Genomic DNA, 20,767 nt, shown 5'->3' on the forward strand with positions numbered 1-20,767 from the left:
CGATCCGGAAGACAACAGCAGAACGGAAAATCTGGGCCAATATTCCTCCCAAATCCAACCGTAAGGACGTCTTCGCGTTCTCGCCATGGGTATATCGCCAAAGAAACCTGGTCGAGCGCTTCTTTAATCGCATCAAACACTATCGTGGCATCGCCACGCGTTACGACAAGAACCCGGACAATTTCCTTGCTGCTGTCAAACTGATCGCTGTCCGCATCTGGTGCATCAGTTTATGAGTCTACGCCCTAGTGCGATCGGGTTCGAAAATGTAATAGCCAATACGATTCCAGTCATCGCGAAAACCGTTGCCGCTGCGCCCATCAGAAATACTGTGCGTACTGAAAGCCTGTGAGTAGCAAACTGGATACCTGTTGCGGCCAGAAACATGGTACAGGCCATGCCACCGGCAACAAGAGGGCTGGAGATTTCGAGCAGTCGTGACAAAAGGGAAGGGCCAAGCGAAAGCACGAAAGAGGTTGCTGTTATACCGGGCCCAAAAATCGATATGCCGAACAGAAGATGACGGCGATTGGCGGGAGGAACACTTGGCAGGTGAAGACGCAGTGGTCGATCGGAACCAAGCGAACCTTGTTTCAGGGGTAGTATGAGCAAAGCGATCCCGGCCGAGAGTAAAATCGCAAGCTCAACAGCGAAGATGGCGACGACGGGTTCAATAACTGCTGATGCAATGCCGCCCGCTAGCAATGGTCCTAATCCGGCTCCCAAGACCATTGAAACCGAGGCAATCAACGACGCCTGTCGCTTTCGTTCCGTTCCTCCGAGATCGACAACGGCTGCCATACCCGCCGACACCACGACCCCGACGGCCACTCCGGACAGAAAGCGTGCAGCAATCAACTCAATGACCGAAGTCGCTCCTGCAAACAGAAGGCACGCAGCTATCGCTGCCAGAAGACCGGGTATCAATACCGGGCGTCTACCAAAGTGGTCGGAGAGCTGTCCCGCGACAAGCAGTGTAAGTAGCAAGCCCAGTATGTAGGCTGCGAAGACGGCTGTTAGCGTTGTTGACGAGAAACCGATCTCTGTTTGCCAACGCACATAGAGCGGGGTTGCCGAGTTTGAGAGAATGAAAACTGCTGTCACTACCCAGGCGGCGGCCCACATGGGCCAGGATGGGTTGGTGGCAGTGGCGGATGCAGAAAGTTTGTCATTGCGTGTGCGATAGGACGACATAACGAGTTCCTATGATAGTACGAGTTTATTCGTACTATCTCAGTTGGAATAAAATCGTACATATAATTCGACAATAGTCGTACTACTGTGTTATATGAGTAGTCATGACCATCACAAAGACTGCACCGATTGATCTTCCGCCCCCTCTTTCTGAGCCGTCAGTTGAGGATATTCGGTTAGAAACAGTGCTTGCAGCGCTGGCCGATCCTTTGCGCCTGACCATCATTCGCAAGTTATTGCTTGAATCAGAGGGATACGATCACGCTTGCAGCTGGTTCGGCTTCGATCGCCCAAAGTCGTCTTTGACGCACCATTTCAAATCTTTACGCGAGGCCGGACTGATCCGGCAAAGACAGTATGGCTTGGAAAGGCGCAGTCGGGTCAGGACGGAGGATCTTGATGTTCGTTTCCCCGGACTGCTCGATCTTGTAAAAACTTGGAGACCGGATCAAAGCACGGACTAGCCGGACTATGCGGTCACCAGGTTCATAAACATCCAACCGTGGAGACCGATGGTGCATTTGTGTCATCGGTTAAAATTGAAACGATCGACAGTGGCGAGCCTTAAAGCAATCGCGACGCCCGCCCGCTGCGCCGCCTGGCATTGTTGTAATAGTCGGAGGCTTGCTGCACGGAGCGATGGCGGGATTGTTCCATGGCTTCAGGCAGCGGAATGCCACGATTGGCGGCTTCGGTTAGATAGCCGGAGGCGCAGGCCGTGCGGTTTCTCCTTGCTTCTGTTGCTCCATGACAAGCGCTGTGATGACCGGCGAACCACCGGCTAAAGTTCTGTCCCTGCCGCTGAATGATCGGCCTTGAGTGCCTCGCCGTTCGCTTTGCTCGTTTCCGAGGCCGGTTGACGGAGCAACGCGAAGATAATGAGCGCGGAAACAACGGTGATGACGATGAGCACGATGCTCAAATGCTGAAAGGCAACGGCATAACTCTCGTGGATTTCCGATGCCTTCAGATCGGGTAAGAGCACAGATGCTCCACGGACATCGCCCATAGCCAGCCTTTGTGCTGCCGCTCTCACTTCCGCACCGTCTTGTGGGATCGCCGTGGCCAGTCGGACTTTCGCAAAGCTAACGAGAATGGCGTTGACGATTGCCAACGCGACACCTTCTCCCGCCACCCTTGTCGTGCTGAAAATGCCGGTCGCCATGCCAGCGCGTTCCTTGGGAACCACGCTGACGGAAAGCCCGTCCATAAGTCCCCACGGCAGGCCGGTTCCAACGCCAATGACAAGCATCGGCAGGATCACCGCCGTGCCGCTGGATGCGGGATCGACGCGGCCGAGCCAGAAGAGCCCGATTGCAGCCAGCAGGAGACCAATGCCGGAGAGAAGGCCCGCCGATAGCCAGCGGACAAGGTAGGATGCGGCGATCGGCACGATGAGCATCGGTGCGGACAAGGCGATGAGTAGCAGGCCCGCTTCGACCTCATTCAGTCCGCCGACACCAATGAAGCGCAACGGCAGCAGGACCAGAAGGACGACGTAGCAGTAGCATGTGGCAATCGGCAGAACCTGAACGCCGACAAAGCGAGGGTAGCGAAACAGGGACAAGTCCAGCATAGGTCGTGCCGATCTCGTTTTCACGAGGATGAATGCGGTGAGCATCAGGGCTGCACCGAGCAACGACACCACGACAATCGCGTGACTCCAACCGACTTCCGGCGCTTCGATGACGCCGAAGGTGAAGAACGCCAGCATTCCGGTGAAAGTGATCGCGCCGGGCCAGTCGAGGCCGACCGCATTGGGGTCCCGGCTCTCCCGCATTCGCTTGGCGGTGAGAAGCAGCGAAAGCGCACCGATGATCGTTCCCGATAGGAATATCGCCCGCCAGCCGAAAAGTGCGATTAGGAATCCGGCCAGAAGGGGACCGAAGGCCAATCCGACGCCGAAGGTAGTGCCGAGCAGGCTGAACGCTCTTGTCCGCGCGTGCCCTTCGAACTCTTGCGCGAGCGCAGCCGTCCCGCCTGCGAGCGCGGCAGCCGCCGCAAAGCCTTGTCCCGCGCGAAGAATGTCGAGCACAAGGATGGAGGGGGCAAGGCTCAACGCCAGGGAGAGAAGCGCGAACGCGACTATGCCCATCATGAAGAGGCGCTTGCGGCCGAACTGGTCGGCCAAAGCTCCCGCTGCCATCAGCGAACTGCCAAAGGTCAACATGAATGCGTTGGTGATCCAGTTCAGGGTGGTCGGGCTGCCGCCGAGGTCGGCACCAATCGCCGGTGTCGCGACCGCGCCGCCGGAGAAGCTGAGAGGGAGAACAAGCGCAGCGAGGCAGATCGCCATCAGGATCGGCATCTTGCCGGTTGGTGTTTCAGCTATCGCAGCGACCATGCGCGGTTCTCCATCGGTTTCTGGGAAAGAGCGACGCAGACACTCATCCAGCCGCAAGCTGGATTTATCGTGGAACACAAGCACGATAAACGGCCTTCAATTCCATTGATTACGGAGAAAACCTCCTTAATATATCGGTATGGAGAGTTTGACCGGCATCATGGCATTCGTGCAAGCAGCTGAGCATCTGAGTTTCGTGGCCGCTGGCCGCGCGCTCGGCATATCCGCCTCCGCTGTCGGCAAGAACGTCGCCAAGCTGGAAGAGAGCGTCGGAGCCAGACTCTTTCATCGCACAACCAGACGCATTTCGCTGACGGAGGAAGGCGCGGCGTTTTACGAGCGTTGCCGCCGCATCCTGGACGACCTGCGTGACGCCGAAGCGATGCTATCGGATGCGACACGCACTCCACGCGGTCGGCTCCGCGTGAGTGTGCCAACAATCGGCTACCGTTTTTTCCTGCCGGTCATCCCGGAGTTTCGTCGGCGCTACCCCGACATCGATCTAGACATCGACTTCAATGATCGCCTCGTGGATGTGGTCGAAGAGGGGCTGGATGCGGTGATCCGTAGTGGAGCATTGAGTGATTCAAGCCTGATGTCGCGCCGCCTCGGGTCGTTCGGCTTTGTTCTATGCGCGTCCCCAACCTATCTGGAACGGAGCGGCACACCTCAATCTCCCAACGAACTGGAACAGCACGATTGCCTTCGGTTCCGTTTCCCGACTTCGGGCAAGCTCCAAGTGTGGCAACTTACAGATGCAGATGGAGTCGATCCCTTCCGCCGCCCGTCACCTATAACCTGCAACAACATGGAGGCTTTGCGCGCGGCCGCGATCTTCGGTATGGGCATCGCCTACATGCCGGATTTTTTAGCGAAGGGTGCTGTGGACGCTGGCCTTCTTCACACGGTTCTTGACGCCCATCTCGCCGATCCGGGGCAGTTCAGCATCCTGTGGCCGTCCAACCGTCTCGTATCTCCTCGCTTGCGCGTTTTCATCGACTACATGACGGCGAACCTGTTCACGAACTTTGAACCAAACCACCCACAGTAGGCAGGCGTTTGATGCAGGCCATCCCGTCTATACTCCGCCTCTACATATTCCTTCATTGACCAGATGGCGTGGTGTCTCGACATCTCCATCTGTCAAAATGCCTATCAGCATATCGCGGCGATCCATCGGCAGGACGGCGGCAATCGTATCGAGCGTTTCGGTGCGCCAATCGACGGCGGAAACGGGCGCTGATGGCACGGGCAAACTTCTTGATTAACTTGAAAGCGGCTTTCTGCGGCGCTGTTGGCCATGACTTTCACTATGTCGATCCGCTTGATTGAGCGGAATCAATCTCCTTGGAATGATACAATTTATTGCCTGCTGGGATCATTGGAATATTCCGGATCGGCCGGAATGCGCCCAATTTCGGACATCAGCGCAACACTTACACGCTCCTCAAAGCGGTCCTAAGCTCATCATGCTCTCAGCGCCGGTAAAGGGAGGGAAGTAGACATTCATCCCATCACAACGTCTCGATCTGTTTGCCCATTCTGCTGAAGCGCTGCGTGGATGGCAGCCACAAATGCGTCGTATACTCGTTTGTCGACCTTCAACGCGGTGCGAAGCAAGGGATTACCGGCGTTCTGAAACTGTGCGTGCAGCATTTTCCACGAGTGGTCCGAAACTGTTGCTGAAGCTCTCCGCCTTCCATTCTTGCAAGCTGCCAGCTACGTGAATCGCGCCGATCGGATGCCCACCTGCATCAAGAATGGCTGCGCCAATAGCAACTTCGTCATGCAGAAGCTGGCGACACAAGACAGAATGCCCGCGTTCCCGCGTGGCATTCACCTGTTCCATCACCTCCTCCAGAGATCGAACGGTATGGGGCGTAAAAGGCGTCAGGTCGGAGCGGCTGACGATATCCGCGATTTTTTCGTCGGGCAGTCGTGAAAGAATGGCAACGCCACCGGCCGTGCAATAGGTCGGAACAGCATGACCGACGAGCGTCGCGCTGAAGATTTCGTGCTTCGATGGCATGCGCACGGCATAGACAACCCGCACATCGTCGAAAAGCGAAAGATCGACGCGCTCACGCACGCGGCGGCGTAATTCCAGCATGATCGGGTTGGCGCGTTGCAGCATCGGATTGAGCCGCAACAGGTCATGAGTCATGTCGAGGATGCGCAGGCCCGGCAGGTAACCGCGATCTGCCGGATCACGGGCGATCACATCCAGTTTTTGCAACGAATGAACGATGCGCTGGGCCGCGCTGCGGTCAATCCCGGCTGCTGTCGCTATCTGGCTCAGTGACAGCGGATGCCGTGCTTTCTGAAAGGCCATCATGACAGCCACGGTCCGCGCAACAGAGCGCAGGAATAATGGATCCTCATTGTAGGCTTCCCCTTCGTCGGGGTGAAAAGTGGAGATGCCACCAAGGTCTCGAAATGTGTTCATGACAAAAATCTTTAGTCGCCGTTCAAGGATTGACAAGAGCCAAAATTGGTCCCTAAGATAAAAATAGATATAGATGTATCGCTGAGAGATACACGTTCCTGCCCGAGGGGGCAAATCGATGAAATGGGAGATGCTCGTGTCAAAACGCGTGGCTGTTGCTGGCTTTTTGCATGAAACGAACACGTTTGCTGCGGCTCCAGCCGATATGGCGGCGTTCGTTCAAGGTGGCGGTTATATTCCGCTGTCGCGTGGCGACGCGATTATTGATCGAGCGCAAGACGTTAATCTCGGCATTGCCGGTGCGCTGAAATTTGCCCACGAAGCAGGATGGGAAGTTGTGCCGATCCTGTGGGCCGGCGCCATCCCGTCTGCACCGGTCACACAAGAGGCCTATGAAACCATCGTCTCGGAAATCGTTGCCGGGCTGAAGGATTGCGGCCCGCTCGACGGGATTTTTATCGATCTGCATGGTGCAATGGTTGCTGCGCATGTCGATGACGGCGAAGGTGAATTTCTTGAGCGGATCCGTGCCGTCCGCCTGGAGGAACCGATTGCAGTCGCGCTCGACCTGCACGGCAACATTACAAAGCGCATGTTCGATCTTTCCGATGTGATGGTCGGCTTCCGCACTTATCCGCATGTCGATATGGCTGAAACCGGTTATCGTTCGGCCAAGGCGTTGCAAGCCCTGATGGACAAATCGGATGTTTGGCCCAAAGGCTGGCACAAGACCATGCGTCAGGGCGATTATCTCATCCCGATTGCCTGGCAATGCACGGACGAGCAGCCCGCCAAGGCCCTTTATGGCATGACGGTTGACCTGCCGGAAAATGTGCTGACAGCTTCGCTTTTCATGGGATTTCCTGCCGCCGATTTTGCTGAATGCGGTCCTTCTGTTTTCGCTTATGGCTGGGACCGCGCGACAGTCGAGCGCTGTGCGGATGCCATTGCCAATGCGCTGGCCGCGGCGGAAGGATCTTTTGCAGGCATTGCCTATCAACCCGAAGAAGGGGTGGAAAAGGCGATTGAACTTTCCCGCGATGCAAAGCGCCCCATCGTGATTGCCGATACGCAGGACAATCCGGGCGCCGGAGGCAGTTCCGACACGACTGGGATGCTCCGGGCACTTGTGGCCTGCGGTGCGAATAGGGCATCCATCGGCTGCATGCACGATCCGGAGGCGGCGGCACTCGCCCATCGCGCTGGCGAGGGAGCCGAGATCGAAATATCGCTGGGCGGTAAGTCCGGGATCGCTGGGGACGCGCCGTTCACCGCCCGGTTTCAGGTCGAGAAACTGTCCGACGGCAAGGCACATGCCACCGGGCCCTATTATGGCGGCACCTGGCTGAACATGGGACCATCGGCATGTCTGCGGCTTGGCGGAACGCGCATCGTCGTCACGACCAATCTGGCGCAAATGGCCGACCGCGCCCTGTATCGCATGGTGGGTATAGAGCCGGAACAGGAAGCCATTCTTGTCAATAAAAGCTCTGTCCATTTCCGCGCAGACTTTGCGCCAATTGCCGAGAAGCTTTTGGTCTGCACGGCTCCCGGAGCCATGCCGCTGAGCCCGGCCCAACTATCATGGAAACATTTACGCTCGGGCATCCGGCTCGAGCCGCTTGGGAAAGAATTCAATCCATAAATAAAGAAAAAACCTTCAGAGGAACCACATAAATGCTGTTTTTCAAATCCCCCACCTCCGGTCCCATTCTCCGCCGGTTGAAATACGGAATAGCCGCTTCTCTGATCGCACTCGGTGCTGGTAGTTTATCAAGCAATGCATGGGCTGAAACAACCCTGACAGCCGTCATGCATTCGGATCTGCGTATCCTCGATCCAGTTATCACGACGGCGCATATCACACGCGATCATGCCTATATGATCTATGATGTGCTGATCGCCGTGGACGAGAATTTCAAACCGCAGCCACAAATGGCAGACTGGACGATTTCAGACGACCAGAAAGTCTACACTTTTACGCTGCGTGACGGTCTCAAGTTCCACGATGGCGCGCCTGTCACCGCAGCCGATGCCGTAGCGTCTCTGGAACGCTGGGCCAAGCGCGACGCGGGCGGCCAGCTCATCATGGATGTCACGGAGTCGCTCAAGGCCACCGACGACAAGACGCTGGTATGGACACTCAAGGAGCCCTTCGCGCCGTTCCTCGATACGCTGTCCAAACAGTCCGCACTGCCGCCTTTCATAATGCCCGCCCGCATCGCTGCGACTCCCGCCGATACGGCCATTACCGAACATATCGGTTCGGGCCCGTTCAAATTCGTGCCTGCGGAATTTCAGCCGGGCGTCGGCGTCAGTTACGTCAAGAACGAGGATTACATTCCGCGCAAAGAGCCTGCGAGCTGGATGGCCGGGGGCAAGGTCGTGAATGTGGACAAGGTCCGCTGGGTCACGATGACCGACGCGCAGACTGCGGTCAACGCGCTGATGAGCGGCGAAGTCGACTATATGGAGCAGGTGCCGGTCGATCTGGTCCCGTTGTTTGAAGGGGACGATTCCGTCATTCTGGAAAAGCGCGATCCGCTCGGCTACCAGACCATGGGCCGTCTGAATTTCAAACATCCGCCTTTCGACAACGCGGATATCCGGCGCGCTGCCTTTCTGGCAATGTCGCAGGAGCCGGTGCTGGCAGCGCTGATGGCGGACCCGAGCTATTACAAGGTTTGTGGCGCGATTTTCGGTTGTGGCACCCCGAATGCCACTGATATCGGTGCCGAAAGCCTAACGGCGAAGGGCAATATAGAGGAAGCCAAAGCGCTCCTGAAAAAGGCTGGTTATGACGGCACGCCGGTCGTGATGATGCAGCCGACCGACGTGACGAGCCTGTCGCCTCAGCCGGTTGTTGCCGCACAGCAATTGCGTGCGGCCGGTTTCACGGTGGATATGCAGCCGATGGACTGGCAGACGCTGGTTGGTCGCCGCGCCTCCAAGGATGAGCCTTCAAAGGGCGGCTGGAACATCTTCTTCACCAACTGGCAGATTCCGGAAATCGCAACCCCGCTCAATTCGGTGATGCTGAACGGCCGTGGCGATCAGGGTTGGTTCGGCTGGCCGAAAGACGACCAGATCGAAACCCTGAAAAAGGATTATATCGCCGCGCAGTCGCCGGAAGACCGCAAGGCCGTGGTCGAGAAGATACAGGCACATACACTTGAGAATGTCCTCTATATTCCGCTCGGCGAATATAACCCGCCCCAGGGACGCCGCACCAATGTGGTCGATATGCTCGGTTCGCCCGTGCCGGTCTTCTGGAATGTGAAAAAGACAGAAGAATAATCCTGCCCCGGCTATCGCGCTGCAAATCTCTCTGGCGCGATAACTCCCTGTCCAACGCGGAACCGGCTCCTCCCTCCGGTTCTGCCTCACACGGGACGTGTATATGGCTGTCTATCTGATAAAACGCATTTTTGCGCTCGTGCCGGTTCTGTTACTGGTATCGATCTTCGTCTTCCTCCTTTTACGTCTTACGCCCGGCGATCCGGCCGCGATCCTCGCAGGCGACGCCGCCACGACGGAACAACTGGAGCGCATTCGCGAGGCTATGGGCCTCAACGAACCGATCCTGACCCAGTATTTCACCTGGATGGGCAAGATATTGCAGGGCGATCTGGGCGTGTCGCTGATTTCCGGCGTACCAGTGCTGGATATGGTTTCGCAACGCATCGGCCCGACCATTTCAATTGCGATCCTGACCATCATCATTGCGGTTTTGGTTGCGATACCCATGGGCGTCGTCGCGGCCTGGCGGCATCGTTCCTGGATCGACTATCTGGTCATGAGCTTTTCGGTTCTCGGCTTTTCGGTGCCGGTCTTTCTGGTCGGTTATGTGCTGCTGTTGATTTTCTCGGTCAATCTCGGATGGTTGCCGGTGCAAGGTTTCAAGCCGCTTTCATCCGGTCTTGGTGGGTTCATGGAACGCGCGATCCTTCCAGCGCTGACATTGGCTTCCATCTATATTGCGCTCATTGCCCGCATGACCCGCGCTGCGATGCTTGATGTGTTGGGTGAGGACTATATTCGTACCGCGCGGGCCAAGGGTGTGAGCGACCGCCGCCTTCTTTTCGTGCACGCGCTCAAAAACGCTGCCGTGCCGGTCGTGACGATTGTGGGGACGGGTTTTGCCTTGCTGATCTCCGGTGTCGTCGTCACCGAGAGTATCTTCAATATTCCGGGTATCGGTCGCCTGACCGTGGATGCCGTGCTCGCGCGCGACTATCCCGTCATTCAGGCCATGATCCTACTGACGAGCGCGCTTTATGTGTTCGTCAACTTGCTGATCGACCTTTCCTACACCCTTTTTGACCCGAGGATTCGTTACTGATGCGCTCTGAATCGACATCGGCTGGCATGCACTGGATGCTTCGCCTGTTCTCGTTGCCGCGCGTCGCTCGCGTCGGTATCGTTCCACTGGTTGCGGGCGCTCTTCTCGCCGCAATCGTTCTGCTTACCCTCATCTCACCCTGGATCGCACCGCATGATCCTCTTGCTATGAACCCTCTGATGCGTCTGAAACCACCTTCGGATGAATATCTGCTCGGCACGGACAATTATGGTCGTGATCTCTTCTCGCGCATGATCCTCGGCGGGCGCATCTCGCTCCTGATTGGGCTTCTTGCAGCGGCGGCATCGATTGCAGCCGGTGTGTTCATCGGTCTCATCGCTGGTTTCTTCCGTACTGCCGATACCATCATCATGCGCATGATGGATGCCCTGATGGCGATGCCTTCGATCCTGATTGCCATCGCACTCGTTGCGCTTAATGGGCCGTCCATCGGTTCGGTGATCGCTGCGATCACCATTCCCGAAATCCCACGCGTGGTACGTCTGGTACGGTCGGTTATTCTGAGCGCCAGAGAGGAGCCTTATGTCGAAGCGGCAATGGCCCTCGGTTCCAGCACGCCGAAAATTCTCTTCCGGCACCTTCTGCCGAATACGATGGCGCCCTTGATCGTGCAGGGCACCTATATCGTCGCATCAGCAATCCTGACCGAAGCGATCCTTTCATTCCTGGGTGCGGGTATCAGCACTGAAATTCCGACCTGGGGGAACATCATGTCAGAAGGCCGCCAGTTCTTCCGCATCAAGCCGTCGATTGTGCTTTGGCCCGGCCTTTTGCTGACATTGTGCGTGTTGTCGATCAATCTTCTGGGCGATGCAGCGCGCGATAGTCTCGATCCACGTCTCAAGAAGCGGGAGGGTTGATATGGAACTGCGCAATCGTGATTTCTCGCAAGAGCCTGTTGTGCTTGAGGTGGAGAACCTCATCGTCGCCCTACCGGGTGGCACGCCCGTCCTGCGTGATGTCAGCTTTGATATCCGCAAAGGTGAAACGGTTTGCCTTGTCGGTGAATCCGGATCAGGCAAGTCCGTGACCTCCCTGACGGCGATGGGACTGTTGCCCAAGGATGCCCTCAAGGTGAAAGGCGGTGCAATCCAGCTGGATGGCACCGACCTTCTCAAACTGTCGCTTGCCGACATGAAGAAAATGCGCGCCACGCGCATTTCCATGATCTTTCAGGAACCGATGACGGCGCTCAATCCTGTCATGCGGGTTGGCGAACAGATCACCGAGGTCCTCGACATTCACACAGCACTGTCGGCGAAAGCCAAACGCGCCAAAGTCATCAACATCATGGAACAAGTGCATCTGCCAGATGTCGAGCGCATCTATCAGAGCTATCCGCATCAGCTTTCCGGTGGCCAGCGCCAGCGCATCATGATCGCCATGGCGCTCATTCTGGAGCCGATGCTGTTGATTGCCGATGAACCGACCACGGCGCTTGATGTGACGACAAAAAAGCAGATTCTGTCGCTGATTGCGGAATTGCAGGAAAAGCATGGAACCGCCGTGCTGTTCATCACGCATGATATGGGTGTGGTTGCCGAAATCGCGGATCGTGTCTGCGTGATGCGCAGCGGCGAGATCGTGGAGCGCGGCACCATCCGGCAGGTGCTGACGCAACCGCAGCAGCAATATACCAAAGACCTGCTCGGTTCGGTGCCAAGCCTCGTTCCACGTGCGGCGCGCGAACCGCTGGGACACGATCCAGTTATCCGTGTTCGCAATCTTGGCATGACCTATCAGAGCGGCAGCATTTTCAGCAGAAAGCCCGGTGTCAATGCATCGCGCGAGGTGACCTTCGATCTGCAACCGGGTCGCACGCTCGGTATCGTCGGTGAATCCGGTTCTGGCAAGACGACGGTAGCGCGATCTATCATGCGCCTGATCGAGCCGACGGAAGGTGAAATCGTTGTCGACGGTCGCGATATCGCCCATCTCGGCAAGCGCGATATGAAGCCATTTCGCAAAAAACTCCAGGTCGTTTTTCAGGACCCGTTCCGCTCGCTCAATCCGCGCTGGACCATCGAGCAGAGCCTGACCGAAGGCCCGCTGAATTATGGTGTCCCTTATGAGGAGGCCGTGGCGGAAGCCAAGCGGCTCCTGAAGATCGTGTCGTTGCCGGAAGATGCTTTGAAGCGTTATCCCCACCAGTTCTCGGGCGGGCAGCGCCAGCGCATCGCTATCGCCCGCGCGGTTGCGCTGCGTCCGGATATTCTGGTTGCAGACGAGGCTGTGTCGGCGCTTGATGTGTCGGTGCAGGCGCAGGTTCTCGATCTTCTGGCAGAACTGCAGAAGGACACCGGTATCGCCATCATCTTCATCACGCACGATCTGCGGGTCGCGGCGCAAATTTGTGATGAAGTGCTGGTGATGAAGCGTGGCGAGGTGGTCGAGCAGGGAGAAGCGGCCGATGTGCTGGGAAGCCCGTCACACGACTATACGCGCGCGCTGATTGAAGCGGCCCCCGGTCGCTTCTGGGATTTTGCGGCGGGCCGCCAGTCGCCTGATCTTTGTCTGATTGGGGGCAGCAGGGAGCAGCCCCTATTTTCCGAGTGATTTTGAACAGGAATGAAATCATGCCCATCATACCGTTTATTGAGGAGAAAGCCGGCGAGATGCGCGCGGTCTTCGAGGATCTGCATCGACATCCCGAGATTGGCTTTGAGGAGAAACACGCTTCGGGTGTTGTTGCCGATCTTCTGGAAAAGTGGGGCTTCGACGAAGTTCATACCGGTATTGCCAAGACCGGCGTGGTCGGCATCCTGAACGGGCGTAATGCTGGCAATCGTCGGGTTGGACTGCGCGCGGATATGGATGCGCTGCCGATCGACGAAATTTCCGGCGTTCCTTATAGCTCGCAAAACCCCGGACGCATGCACGCATGCGGCCATGACGGGCACACAACGATGTTGCTGGGCGCCGCGCAATATCTGGCCGCAACCCGCAATTTTGAAGGCAGCGCCGTATTCGTTTTCCAGCCGGCTGAAGAAGGACTCGGCGGTGCACGCGGTATGATTGCGGAAGGACTGTTCGAACGTTTCCCGTGTGATGAAATCTACGGCATGCACAATCAGCCTTTGGGAGCGCTTGGCAAAGCGGTCATCCGCAAGGGCGCGGCCATGGCCGGTGCCAGCTTCTTTGACATCAAGCTGACAGGCAAAGGCAGCCATGCTGCCCAGCCGCATAATGCGCGCGATGTACTGGTGATCGGTGCCGATCTGGTCGGTCAGTTGCAGACCATCGTTTCTCGCAACATTCCGGCGACTGAAGCCTGTGTCGTTTCCTGCACGCAGTTCCACACCGGCAGCGCCTATAACATCGTGCCGGAAGTGGCTACAATCACCGGGACGATCCGCTATTTCGAAAAGCGCGTTTGCGATCTTGCCGAAAGCCGCTTGCGTGAGATTTGCGTCGGTGTGGCTGCGGGTTATGGCATTACGGTTGATGTCGATCTTCGCAATGTTTTTGATGTGCTGCGCAACGATCATGAGCTGGCCGACGCCTATGTTGCGGCTGCACGCGATGTGCTGGGCGAAGAAAATGTGACCGACGATTGCCCGGCTTTCATGGGCAGTGAAGATTTTGCCGATATGCTCGCCCGTGTACCTGGCGCTTACATCAATGTGCTGCATGGCGGCAAAGCAGCCCTTCACAATCCCGCCTTTACGCTCGATCCCGCAACGTTGCCCATCGGGTCGTCCATCTATGCCCGGATCGTGGAAACTCGCCTGCCAGTGAATAAGGAATTAGCTGCATGAGTACGCATGAACTGCCGTTTGATCTCGACGATATGATTGCGCGCCTGCGCCCATGGATCGAGACGGAAAGCCCGACCTTCGATGCGGCGGCCGTAAACCGCATGGTGGATGCTGCGGCTTATGATTTTGCAGCCGCTGGTGCGAGCATCGAATTCATTCCCGGACGCATGGGATTTGGGGGCTCTTTACGCGCACGCTTTCCGCATACGGATCAGGGCAAGCCGGGCGTTCTGGTGTCAGGCCATCTTGATACCGTGCATCCGCTCGGCGTCATCGATGTGAACCCCTATCGCCGCGAAGGCGGCAAGATTTATGGTCCCGGCATTCAGGATATGAAGGGTGGCAATTTCGTCGCTCTTGAAGCCATGCGCCAGATCGTTCGCTCGGGGCTGACGACAAAACTGCCCGTTACGTTCCTGCTGACACCCGACGAAGAAGTCGGCACACCTTCGACGCGCGGCCTGATCGAACAGGAGGCGCTCAAGAACAAATATGTTCTGGTGCCCGAACCGGCGCGGCGCGATGGTGGCGCTGTGGTGGGGCGCTATGCAATTGCACGCTATAATCTCGAGACGGTCGGACGACCCAGCCATGCCGGCTGGCTTTTGGCGGAAGGCCGTTCCGCCATCCGCCGCATGGCGGAAAAGATCATCGATATCGAAGCTCTGACGACCGACGACTGCACTTTCTCCGTCGGTGTCATTCAGGCCGGACAGTGGGTCAATTGCGTTTCCTCAAATTGCAAGGCCGAAGCGCTCAGCATGGCCAAAACCCGGAAGGATCTCGAAGACGGTGTTGCACGGATCATGTCGCTTGCCGGCGTGAAAGACGATGTCGAGTTTATCGTGACACGCGGTGTGACACGCCCGGTTTGGGAAAATGCGCAGCCGCAGGATATGAAGCTCTTCGACTACGCCAATGACATTGCCAAGGAGATCGGCTTTACGATGACGGCACAGAGTTCGGGCGGTGGGTCTGATGGTAATTTCACTGGCGCGCTCGGCATACCGACGCTCGATTCCATCGGTGTGCGCGGCGAAGGGCTGCATACTTTGGGCGAGCATATCTTTGAGGACAGTCTGATTGAACGCGCCCGCCTTCATGCGGGCCTTTTCCTCGGGCTTGAATAAAGCGTGGCAGGTGCGGCGATGTTCAATGCAAAGTCGGATGAGATGAAATTTGATGCCCATCAGATTACGGGCCTGAAAGAGAACGTCACCATCACGGTGGATCAATGGGGTGTTGCTCATATTCGAGCCAACAACCTTCATGATCTTTTCTTTGCACAGGGTTGGAACGCCGCACGCGATCGCCTCTGGCAGATTGATATCGCGCGCAAGCGCGGTCTCGGCCTGCTGGCGCGCGACTTCGGTCCCGGTTACCTTGAACAGGACAGGGCCGCAAGGCTGCTGCTCTATCGCGGCGACATGGCTCCCGAATGGAAAGCTTATGGACCGGATTCGGAAGAAATCTGCACCGCATTTGCCCATGGCATCAATGCCTATGTCGATGCCTGCGATGCGGGATCGATAGCGCTTCCTCCTGAATTTCTGTTGCTTGGTCACCGACCAGATCGCTGGAGGCCGGAAGATGTCGTGCGCGTACGAACTCACTCGCTCACGCGCAATGCATCATCCGAACTTCTACGATCAAAAGTGATGGCAGCCGCCGGAAACGAACTTGGCGGCAAGCTCGATCAGTTGCGAAAAGAATTGTCGCATGGCGTCGTCCCGCAACCGGTTGACGGGTTCGATCCAGCGGTCATGACGGATCGCGTTCTGCGTGATTTCAATCTCGCCGTCAGCCCGGCGACCTTCTCCAGGGATCGGCTTGCAGCCACACTTGAGGAGGCTGGCCTCTGGACCACGATTACCTCGTCTGGTGAAATCGTCAGGGCCTCTTTCGAAGAAGGCTCCAACAACTGGGCTATATCCGCGGAGAAAACCAGTACAGGTCGACCAATCCTAGCTCTCGACCCGCATCGCACACATGTTTTACCGTCGATCCGCTATGTCGTGCACCTTTCCATGCCGGGACTGGACGTCATCGGTGCCGGTGAACCGATGGTGCCCGGCATATCAATGGGCCACAACGGCACTGCTGCTTTTGGGTTGACCATTTTCGGCGTGGATCAGGAAGATATCTATGTCTATCGAACAAAGGAAAGCACCCCCGATCTTTATGCCTATGTCAAGGACTGGGAACCCGTCAAGACGATAGAAGAACCGATTTCCGTCAAGGGCTATCCTGATCAAACGGTTGCGCTGAAATTCACCCGCCACGGCCCTCTTCTCTATCAGGATGCTGAAAGCAATCGTGCCTTTGCATTGCGCACCGTCTGGATGGATCCGGGTATGGCGCCCTATATGGCCAGTCTTTCGGTAATGCGTGCAACCAGCTATGCGGACTATGCGGATGCACTGGCGGGATGGGGGTGTCCATCCGTCAATCATATCTTTGCCGATACGTGCAACACGATCGCGTGGAAACCATCCGGAGCGACGCCCGTTCGCAACAATTGGGACGGGCTTCTCCCTGTGCCGGGCGATGGGCGTTATGAGTGGGACGGATATTTGCCGCCGCAAGCCGGTCCTCAAGAGATCAACCCCGCTCGCGGTTTCGTGGCGACGGCCAATGCGATGAATTTGCCCGACGACTGGTCGCGTTCGAATCCAGCCATTGGCTACGAGTGGCTCGACAGCAGCAGGCATAATACGCTTCATAACGAACTGTCACGAATGGAGCCAATTTCGCTTGCGGATTGCGCGCGCCTGCAATGCTCGACTTTTTCACCGATTGCCGCGCGCGTGTGCGCCTGTTTGTCGGCCATGCCAGCGGTGACTGCGTCGCGGCTCTGGCCACTGCTTCGAGACTGGGATGGCGGTCTCGCAGCTCGGTCTGCGAGCGCTGCGTTTTTCGAGATTTGGTTCAGCAAACATCTCGGCCCGCTTGCCGCCCGAATGGAGGGTGCAACCCCTCAGATTGTTCCGCTGCTTATGCCGTTTGATGCGCCGAGCGTCGTGACGTGGCTGGAAGGAACACAAGCCGATGAGCAGATGGTTGAGCGCATCATCCAAAGCCTCAATGACGGCTGGGTGGAATGCGAAACCCTGATGGGTGCTGATCCTGAGCACTGGTCATGGGGACAAATCCACAAGCTGTATTTGCAGCACCCGTTGCAAGCGCTGACTAAAGAAAACTGGTCTCTGGCACCCATCGGTCTTGGCGGAAGCAGTTCGACACTCAACTATGCCAACTACCGTCTGGCGGATTTTTCCGTTCTGGCCGGACCGTCTGTCCGCATGGTAATCGATGTCGGGGATTGGGATAACAGCCTATTTGTCAATAATCCCGGACAGTCGGGCATTCCGAACGCATTGCATTATCAGGACCTTCACGCCAACTGGCGCGACGGAAACCATCGTCCGCTCGTCTATTCGCCAAAAGCGGTGCAAGCTGCGGCCGTGCACACAATCATACTAAAAGCATAATCGTATGATCTTGTTTGGTAATTGTCGGCTGCGCGCCCCGATTGCTGACATTTACGTAGCACGCACGCGATCTTCAAAGCGGTCGTTCTAGCAATCAGGGGACGGAACAAGAGCAGTTCAAAATCCTGCACTAAAGTCGAACGTAGCGTGAACTGCGCTACGAACTCGCAAAATGGTCCACCCGCGGATCGTAAACCAATGGCGACAACGCGCTTTCTAATCCGCCATTCCGCCCTCCGATAGGTGGCCCCGAAAGCTGCCATTCACGTCGGTCTGCACCGGCACACTCTTGAACAGCTTTCGCTTGACCACTTAACCTTTGGCACTTCGCATGCGGGTTCGATGGCGGACCAACCGTCGCCAATGCTGATCTGTTAGAAAGATGGCGGACTGCCAACGGAGGGTTCTGTCGCGAAATTTTCACTTCTGTTGCGCTACTGTCCCTTCGGAGCGCATAATTGAGTGAGGTGACAGGGTATGGCAATCGATTTCAAAGGGGCTCATTTTCCTAAAAGTGTCATCCTTTACGCCGTTTTCTTCTACGTGCGCTATCCCGGTTCCTATCGTGACCTGCAGGAAATTATGGCCGAACGTGGTGTGAACGTTGACCATGCAACATTGAACCGTTGGGTTGTCCGTTACGCGCCACAGATCGCAGATCAGGCACAGAAGCGTAAACGTCGAACGCTTGCGTCATGGCGTGTTGACGAGACCTATATCAAGGTTCGTGGTCAATGGACCTATCTGTACCGAGCCGTTGATCGTGACGGACAAACGCTTGATTTCATGCTCGCCGAACGCCGAAATCTCGGTGCTGCACGGCGTTTCTTCAAGAAAGCCATCGCAGCCAACGATGTTCCAGACAAAATTGTCATTGATAAAAGCGGAGCCAATCTGGCCGGAGAACAAGCTGTAAACACAATCCTGAAACTCACCGGTCACAGCAAGATAATTGAAATCCTGCAGGTTAAATATCTCAACAACATCCTTGAGCAGGATCACCGGTTTATCAAGCGAATTACCAAACACATGCTGGGCTTCAAGGCATTTCATTCAGCCTCAGCGACAATCGCGGGCATCGAAGTGGCACATATGATCCGCAAGAACCAATTTGCCAATGACAACCGCTCGCCATTCGAGGTCTTTGCGAAGCTTGCAGCGTAATTGCATCTGAAGATCATGCCGCTTTTAACCTGATGAAAAATTTGCGACATAACCCTTATAAGGAGGCTTTTGGTCGATCACGCGGCGGCTTTACGACAAAAGTCCACGCCCGTACAGACGGTCAGGGACGCCCTCTTGGCTTCGTTCTGACAGGCGGAGAGGCTTCAGATTACAATGCAGTTGAAGACTTGATGTCCATTCCTGTGAAAAAGCCCAGACTGTTGCTCGCCGATAGAGGCTATGATGGCGACAACATTCGGAACGCCCTGCTGTGGAGTGGCATAACGCCCGTTATTCCGCCCAAAGCGAACCGGAAAAACCCTCCCGCTTGCGACTTTCAGGCCTACAAGGATCGCAACCGCATCGAGAGTATGTTCAATAGGTTAAAGCAATTTCGTCGCATTGCCACTCGATACGACAAAACCAGAAAATCTTTCGAGGCATTCCTAGCCATCGCCGCCGTCAAAATATGGATGCCGCACTTTGTCAACATGGCCTAGAAAATCAAAGCCGCGAGCGAATGGATCATTTTCGCATGATTATTGGTGCCTTTTGCGTGATCAATGCAAAAGGCTGGCGCAGACGATGTAGGCGTAGAAATATCCAGAAAATTCTTGTTACAAATTTCTGATTGTTCGTCAGTGCCTTTCGTATGACAACCCTTCCATTAGAGTCTCCCTAGTCGGCTTTATAATGAACAGTCGCAATGAAAGTGCACGCGTATATGTCTGGAGTATCTCGTTTCTTCGATGCGGCCTCTGCGCTCGCCATGTCGGTGGCTCTAGTGGCTTCGGGTACTGCAGCGCTCTCGCTGGCATCCGTGAATGTCGCGGAAGCTGCCGTTGTGAGCCGTATCGACGTTCGCGGCAATACGCGTGTTGATGCGCAGTCCATTCGCGACAATATCGACATTCGTCCGGGTAAGGCCTTCACCAGCGCTGATATTGATGCTGCGGTGAAGCGTCTTTTCGCCATGGGCCTGTTTTCGGATGTTCGCATCAATCAGTCCGGCAGCACGCTCGTCGTGACCGTGAACGAACGTTCCGTGGTCAATAATGTCCTGTTCCAGGGCAACAAGAAGATCAAGGATCCTGATCTGACGCGCGCCGTCCAGCTGAAGCCGCGTTCGCCTTACGATGCGGCGACGATGGAATCGGACAAGGAAGCCATCAAGGCTGCCTATGCACATATCGGACGCAGCGATGCGACCGTGAATGCACGCACCGTCGATCTCGGTCAGGGTCGCGTCAACGTTGTCTATGAAGTCAACGAAGGCTCGCGCACCAAGATTTCCAATATCGAATTCGTCGGCAATCAGGCCTATAGCGGCCGTCGTCTGCGCGATGTCATCTCCACCAAGCGTTCGAACCCGCTGTCGTGGCTGACCCGTAATGACGTTTACGACGAAGGCCGTTTGCAGGCTGACGAAGAAACGCTGCGTCGCTTCTATTACAATCGCGGCTACGCGGATTTCCGCGTTGTTTCGTCGAATGCGGTTCTTGATCCGTCGACCAATGAATACACGATCACCATCACGGTCGATGAAGGTCAGCGTTATACCTTTGGTGATGTGAGCGTTGAAAGCACCGTTGATGGCGTTGATACCAACGCGCTCGGCGGTCTCGTGAAGACCCGTTCGGGTCGCGCTTATAGCGCCAAGGAAGTTGAAGATTCCGTTCTGGCTGTGACCGAAAGCGTTGCCGGTAGCGGTTATGCTTTTGCCAAGGTTGAGCCGCGCGGCGATCGTAACTTCGAAAACCGCACGATCTCGGTCGTTTACAGTGTCGATCAGGGTCCGCGCGCTTACATTCAGCGCATTGAAATCCGCGGCAACGACAAGACGCGCGACTACGTGATTCGTCGTGAGTTCGACATGAACGAAGGCGATGCCTTCAATCAGGTCATGGTGCAGCGCGCCAAGCGTCGTCTTGAAGCTCTGGATTTCTTCCAGACGGTCAATATCTCGACCGCTCCGGGCTCCGAGCCGGATCAGGTGATCCTGGTTGT

The 20,767-nt window shown here is 56.4% G+C and carries 16 protein-coding genes and 3 pseudogenes; 14 read left to right on the forward strand and 5 right to left on the reverse strand.

Features of this window, described 5'->3' with window-relative positions; translation table 11 throughout:
* Positions 1–236, forward strand: a pseudogene (locus tag ACTJKP_RS23565) (IS5/IS1182 family transposase); the annotation flags it as partial.
* Here ACTJKP_RS23565 and ACTJKP_RS23570 read toward each other — a convergent pair.
* The gene (locus tag ACTJKP_RS23570) at positions 226–1,194 is read right to left on the reverse strand and encodes an MFS transporter (RefSeq protein WP_440632404.1); all 969 of its coding nucleotides are present in this window, start codon (positions 1,192–1,194) and stop codon (positions 226–228) included. The pseudogene ACTJKP_RS23565 and the gene ACTJKP_RS23570 overlap by 11 nt on opposite strands.
* A gap of 104 nt (positions 1,195–1,298) precedes the next feature.
* Between ACTJKP_RS23570 and ACTJKP_RS23575 the strand changes: the two genes are divergently transcribed.
* Positions 1,299–1,658: an ArsR/SmtB family transcription factor gene (locus ACTJKP_RS23575; protein WP_440632405.1), complete on the forward strand. Its 360-nt coding sequence runs from the start codon at positions 1,299–1,301 to the stop codon at positions 1,656–1,658.
* A gap of 100 nt (positions 1,659–1,758) precedes the next feature.
* Here ACTJKP_RS23575 and ACTJKP_RS23580 read toward each other — a convergent pair.
* Positions 1,759–1,902, reverse strand: a pseudogene (locus tag ACTJKP_RS23580) (integrase); the annotation flags it as partial.
* Between the two features lie 73 nt (positions 1,903–1,975).
* On the reverse strand, positions 1,976–3,538 hold the full coding sequence (locus tag ACTJKP_RS23585) for an MFS transporter (protein ID WP_440632406.1): 1,563 nt from the start codon (positions 3,536–3,538) through the stop codon (positions 1,976–1,978).
* A 139-nt stretch (positions 3,539–3,677) separates the two neighbouring features.
* On the opposite strand from ACTJKP_RS23585, the gene ACTJKP_RS23590 reads away from it, so the two are divergent.
* Entirely contained in the window at positions 3,678–4,589 is a 912-nt protein-coding gene (locus tag ACTJKP_RS23590) for a LysR substrate-binding domain-containing protein (protein ID WP_440632407.1), read from the forward strand.
* Between the two features lie 45 nt (positions 4,590–4,634).
* On the opposite strand, the pseudogene ACTJKP_RS23595 reads toward ACTJKP_RS23590, so the two are convergent.
* Both ACTJKP_RS23595 and ACTJKP_RS23600 read right to left on the reverse strand, forming a co-directional pair.
* A pseudogene (locus ACTJKP_RS23595) lies at positions 4,635–4,787 on the reverse strand (integrase); the annotation flags it as partial.
* Between the two features lie 375 nt (positions 4,788–5,162).
* On the reverse strand, positions 5,163–5,984 hold the full coding sequence (locus ACTJKP_RS23600; protein WP_440632408.1) for an IclR family transcriptional regulator: 822 nt from the start codon (positions 5,982–5,984) through the stop codon (positions 5,163–5,165).
* A 130-nt stretch (positions 5,985–6,114) separates the two neighbouring features.
* Between ACTJKP_RS23600 and ACTJKP_RS23605 the strand changes: the two genes are divergently transcribed.
* From ACTJKP_RS23605 to bamA, 11 genes are all read left to right on the forward strand, one after another.
* Entirely contained in the window at positions 6,115–7,629 is a 1,515-nt protein-coding gene (locus ACTJKP_RS23605) for a M81 family metallopeptidase (RefSeq protein WP_440632419.1), read from the forward strand.
* Positions 7,630–7,661: 32 nt separating this feature from the next.
* On the forward strand, positions 7,662–9,281 hold the full coding sequence (locus ACTJKP_RS23610) for an ABC transporter substrate-binding protein (RefSeq protein WP_440632409.1): 1,620 nt from the start codon (positions 7,662–7,664) through the stop codon (positions 9,279–9,281).
* 103 nt (positions 9,282–9,384) lie between these two features.
* Complete coding sequence (locus ACTJKP_RS23615) at positions 9,385–10,326, forward strand: ABC transporter permease (RefSeq protein WP_440632410.1); 942 nt, start codon at positions 9,385–9,387, stop codon at positions 10,324–10,326.
* On the forward strand, positions 10,326–11,207 hold the full coding sequence (locus tag ACTJKP_RS23620) for an ABC transporter permease (protein WP_440632411.1): 882 nt from the start codon (positions 10,326–10,328) through the stop codon (positions 11,205–11,207). The genes ACTJKP_RS23615 and ACTJKP_RS23620 overlap by 1 nt, the downstream gene beginning before the upstream one ends.
* 1 nt (position 11,208) lies before the next feature.
* Positions 11,209–12,903 (forward strand): ABC transporter ATP-binding protein, encoded by a 1,695-nt coding sequence (locus ACTJKP_RS23625; protein ID WP_440632412.1) that lies wholly within the window; start codon positions 11,209–11,211, stop codon positions 12,901–12,903.
* A 20-nt stretch (positions 12,904–12,923) separates the two neighbouring features.
* Entirely contained in the window at positions 12,924–14,105 is a 1,182-nt protein-coding gene (locus ACTJKP_RS23630) for a M20 aminoacylase family protein (protein ID WP_440632413.1), read from the forward strand.
* Positions 14,102–15,235 carry a M20/M25/M40 family metallo-hydrolase gene (locus ACTJKP_RS23635; RefSeq protein WP_440632414.1) on the forward strand — a complete coding sequence of 378 codons (1,134 nt, stop codon included), beginning with the start codon at positions 14,102–14,104 and terminating at the stop codon, positions 15,233–15,235. Before ACTJKP_RS23630 ends, ACTJKP_RS23635 begins: the two co-directional genes overlap by 4 nt.
* Positions 15,236–15,253: 18 nt before the next feature.
* A complete protein-coding gene (locus tag ACTJKP_RS23640; protein ID WP_440632415.1) occupies positions 15,254–17,596 on the forward strand; it encodes a penicillin acylase family protein in 2,343 nt (780 codons plus the stop codon).
* 477 nt (positions 17,597–18,073) lie between these two features.
* A complete protein-coding gene (locus ACTJKP_RS23645) occupies positions 18,074–18,760 on the forward strand; it encodes an IS6 family transposase (protein WP_440632416.1) in 687 nt (228 codons plus the stop codon).
* A 32-nt stretch (positions 18,761–18,792) separates the two neighbouring features.
* Positions 18,793–19,260: an IS5 family transposase gene (locus ACTJKP_RS23650; RefSeq protein ID WP_440632417.1), complete on the forward strand. Its 468-nt coding sequence runs from the start codon at positions 18,793–18,795 to the stop codon at positions 19,258–19,260.
* 224 nt (positions 19,261–19,484) lie between these two features.
* Positions 19,485–20,767, forward strand: a 1,283-nt coding sequence (gene bamA, locus ACTJKP_RS23655) for an outer membrane protein assembly factor BamA (protein ID WP_440632418.1), incomplete at its 3' end; no start/stop codon positions are given.

Origin of the sequence: Brucella sp. 22210 (assembly GCF_052045675.1) — a bacterium.
Classification (GTDB): domain Bacteria; phylum Pseudomonadota; class Alphaproteobacteria; order Rhizobiales; family Rhizobiaceae; genus Brucella.

Bases quoted from the DNA above. Each gene is read 5' to 3' on its own strand.
- ACTJKP_RS23570 (WP_440632404.1), bottom strand. From the start codon at position 1,194: ATGTCGTCCTATCGCACACGCAATGACAAACTTTCTGCATCCGCCACT.
- ACTJKP_RS23575 (WP_440632405.1), top strand. From the start codon at position 1,299: ATGACCATCACAAAGACTGCACCGATTGATCTTCCGCCCCCTCTTTCT.
- ACTJKP_RS23585 (WP_440632406.1), bottom strand. From the start codon at position 3,538: ATGGTCGCTGCGATAGCTGAAACACCAACCGGCAAGATGCCGATCCTG.
- ACTJKP_RS23590 (WP_440632407.1), top strand. From the start codon at position 3,678: ATGGAGAGTTTGACCGGCATCATGGCATTCGTGCAAGCAGCTGAGCAT.
- ACTJKP_RS23600 (WP_440632408.1), bottom strand. From the start codon at position 5,984: ATGAACACATTTCGAGACCTTGGTGGCATCTCCACTTTTCACCCCGAC.
- ACTJKP_RS23605 (WP_440632419.1), top strand. From the start codon at position 6,115: ATGCTCGTGTCAAAACGCGTGGCTGTTGCTGGCTTTTTGCATGAAACG.
- ACTJKP_RS23610 (WP_440632409.1), top strand. From the start codon at position 7,662: ATGCTGTTTTTCAAATCCCCCACCTCCGGTCCCATTCTCCGCCGGTTG.
- ACTJKP_RS23615 (WP_440632410.1), top strand. From the start codon at position 9,385: ATGGCTGTCTATCTGATAAAACGCATTTTTGCGCTCGTGCCGGTTCTG.
- ACTJKP_RS23620 (WP_440632411.1), top strand. From the start codon at position 10,326: ATGCGCTCTGAATCGACATCGGCTGGCATGCACTGGATGCTTCGCCTG.
- ACTJKP_RS23625 (WP_440632412.1), top strand. From the start codon at position 11,209: ATGGAACTGCGCAATCGTGATTTCTCGCAAGAGCCTGTTGTGCTTGAG.
- ACTJKP_RS23630 (WP_440632413.1), top strand. From the start codon at position 12,924: ATGCCCATCATACCGTTTATTGAGGAGAAAGCCGGCGAGATGCGCGCG.
- ACTJKP_RS23635 (WP_440632414.1), top strand. From the start codon at position 14,102: ATGAGTACGCATGAACTGCCGTTTGATCTCGACGATATGATTGCGCGC.
- ACTJKP_RS23640 (WP_440632415.1), top strand. From the start codon at position 15,254: ATGTTCAATGCAAAGTCGGATGAGATGAAATTTGATGCCCATCAGATT.
- ACTJKP_RS23645 (WP_440632416.1), top strand. From the start codon at position 18,074: ATGGCAATCGATTTCAAAGGGGCTCATTTTCCTAAAAGTGTCATCCTT.
- ACTJKP_RS23650 (WP_440632417.1), top strand. From the start codon at position 18,793: ATGAAAAATTTGCGACATAACCCTTATAAGGAGGCTTTTGGTCGATCA.